This window comes from Nocardia sp. CC201C, from assembly GCF_030010695.1.
Taxonomy (GTDB): domain Bacteria; phylum Actinomycetota; class Actinomycetes; order Mycobacteriales; family Mycobacteriaceae; genus Nocardia; species Nocardia otitidiscaviarum.
In genome coordinates this window covers 1-2,592 of sequence record NZ_JASCXP010000647.1, presented here as the reverse complement: position 1 = coordinate 2,592, position 2,592 = coordinate 1, and the positions used below count along the sequence as shown (strand labels likewise).

The following is a 2,592-nucleotide window of genomic DNA, read 5'->3' as shown; positions in this document are numbered from 1 at the left end:
AGTCCGCGTCGATGATGAACGCCTCCAGCTGCGCGCGGGCGACATCGTCGGCCAGCTGCTGCGGCGGGGACTTCATCAGGTAGGCCGAGGCCGGGATGACCGGTCCGCCGATACCGCGGTCCTTGGCGATCTTGGCGGCGCGTACGGCGTCGATGATGATGCCCGCCGAGTTCGGCGAATCCCACACCTCGAGCTTGTACTCCAGGTTCAGCGGCACGTCACCGAAGGCGCGGCCCTCCAGGCGCACGTACGCCCACTTGCGGTCGTCCAGCCAGCCCACGTGATCCGACGGGCCGATGTGCACGTCGCCTGCGCCCATCTCCTTCTTCAGGTTGCTGGTGACAGCCTGGGTCTTGGAGATCTTCTTGGACTCCAGCCGCTCGCGCTCGAGCATGTTCTTGAAGTCCATGTTGCCGCCGACGTTGAGCTGCATGGTGCGGTCGAGCTGCACGCCGCGGTCCTCGAACAGCTTGGCCATCACGCGGTGCGTGATGGTCGCGCCGACCTGCGACTTGATGTCGTCACCGACGATCGGGACGCCCGCGTCGGTGAACTTCTGCGCCCACACCGGATCGGAGGCGATGAAGACCGGCAGCGCGTTGACGAAGGCCACGTTCGCGTCGATGGCGCACTGCGCGTAGAACTTGTCGGCTTCCTCGGAGCCCACCGGCAGGTAGGACACCAGCACGTCGACCTCGGCGTCCTTCAGGGCCTTGACCACGTCGACCGGATCGGCCTCGGAGAGCTCGATGGTCTCGGCGTAGTACTTGCCGATGCCGTCCAGGGTCGGGCCGCGCTGCACGGTGACACCGGTCGGCGGCACATCGGAGATCTTGATGGTGTTGTTCTCGCTCGCGAAGATCGCGTCGGACAGGTCGAAACCGACCTTCTTGGCATCGACGTCGAACGCGGCGACGAACTTCACGTCGCGGATGTGATAGGGGCCGAACTTGACGTGCATGAGACCCGGAACGGTCGACGACTCGTCCGCGTCCTTGTAGTACTGCACACCCTGCACCAGGGAGGACGCGCAGTTGCCCACACCTACGATGGCCACGCGAACTTCGGTGGCGCCCCCAGCCGTATTGATGTCAGTCATGGCCGATATTTCCCTCTTTCTGTGGTGCCGCCTTGGTCGATTGCTCCGCGGCGATCAACTCGTTGAGCCAGCGCACCTCGCGCTCGCTTGATTCGAGACCGAGTTGATGGAGCTGGCGGGTGTAGCGGTCGAGCTGCCCACTGGCACGCTTGATCGCCTCCCGCAGTCCCTCTCGGCGCTCCTCGACTTGCCTGCGCCGCCCCTCCAGAATTCGCATTCTCGCTTCCGCGGGAGTGCGGCTGAAGAAGGCGAGATGAACGCCGAAGCCGTCGTCGGTGTAGTTCTGCGGACCGGTATCGGCCAGCAGTTCGCTGAACCGCTCCCGGCCGGTCTCGGTCAGGTTGTAAACCCTGCGGGCCCGTCGCGTCGCGAGCCCCTGGGGACTCTGCTCCGCGATGAGACCGTCGGCCTGCATACGCCGCAGGGTCGGATACAGCGACCCGTAGGAGAAGGCCCGGAACGGACCCAGCAGACCGGTCAATCGCTTGCGCAGCTCGTAGCCGTGCATGGGCGATTCGAGGAGCAGCCCGAGGATTGCCAACTCGAGCACCGGGCCTCACCCCCTCCTGACTGTTCTCTTCAGACCTAACCGATGGATGCGACTACAAACTATATCGCACCGATACATCTGTGTTTGATTGCCTCCGCTGCGCTCCGGCGGTTCGCGGCCCTGTTCACCCCGGTCTTCCCTCCCTCCGCTCCTCCGCTTCGCTCCCCCGCTCCGGTCAGTCCAGACCGGGGCGGGCCGCGAACAGATGGGTTGCCGCGACATGAACAGGGACAGGGCCCTCGGGGATGAGGGTGGGCAGCGCGGTCGAGTCGGTGAGTGTGGAAAGACGGGCCGTCGAGCGGCTGGGGAGAGTGGGGAGAGTCTCAGATCGGCCCGGCGGGGTGTGGGTCGGAGCAAGTACTCTGGTGCCGTGCGAATACAGCGGCAGGTAGTGGACTATGCGCTCCGGCGCCGGTCGCTGCTGGCCGACGTCTACGCGGGGCGCGTCGGCGTCGCCGAAGTGTGTGATGCGAATCCGTACCTGTTGCGTGCGGCGAAGTTTCACGGGCGCGGGAGCGAGGTCACATGCCCGATCTGCCGGAAAGAGCAGCTCACTCTCGTATCGTGGGTGTTCGGCGACGGGCTGGGGCCGGTCGCGGGTTCGGCCCGCACCCCGGAGGAACTGGTTCGGATGGCCGAGAGCCGCGAGGAATTCTCGGTGCACGTCGTCGAGGTGTGCCGCACGTGCAGCTGGAATCACCTGGTGCAGTCCTATGTGCTGGGCAACGCCCCGACACCGGCCCGCCGCCGCCGTGCGGGAACCCGCCGGACCGCCGCCGAATGAAAGGCCACACCGACCGCTGAAACGCGGAGCCCGTGTGTACCGAGGTCTTTGAGGGACATTCGAGTGCCCCGCGGGCATACCGCCCGAGCTACCCCAATTAGTCGAGTTATTGGAGATTCAGGCTGTGAATTCGCCCTATGACGACGGACCGCCCCGCGG

3 protein-coding genes are annotated in these 2,592 nt (G+C 65.7%); 1 reads left to right on the top strand and 2 read right to left on the bottom strand.

All coding sequences use genetic code 11. The annotated features are described in order from the left end of the window. The coding region (locus QK444_RS35455) for an inositol-3-phosphate synthase (protein ID WP_282786381.1) at positions 1-1,099 on the bottom strand (1,099 nt) is incomplete at its 3' end. Beyond that, positions 1,092-1,649 (bottom strand): PadR family transcriptional regulator, encoded by a 558-nt coding sequence (locus QK444_RS35450; protein ID WP_029930357.1) that lies wholly within the window; start codon positions 1,647-1,649, stop codon positions 1,092-1,094. The genes QK444_RS35450 and QK444_RS35455, both read right to left, overlap by 8 nt. 370 nt (positions 1,650-2,019) lie before the next feature. Between QK444_RS35450 and QK444_RS35445 the strand changes: the two genes are divergently transcribed. Beyond that, positions 2,020-2,433 carry a DUF5318 domain-containing protein gene (locus QK444_RS35445; RefSeq protein ID WP_081592817.1) on the top strand — a complete coding sequence of 138 codons (414 nt, stop codon included), beginning with the start codon at positions 2,020-2,022 and terminating at the stop codon, positions 2,431-2,433. Positions 2,434-2,592 lie beyond the last annotated feature (159 nt).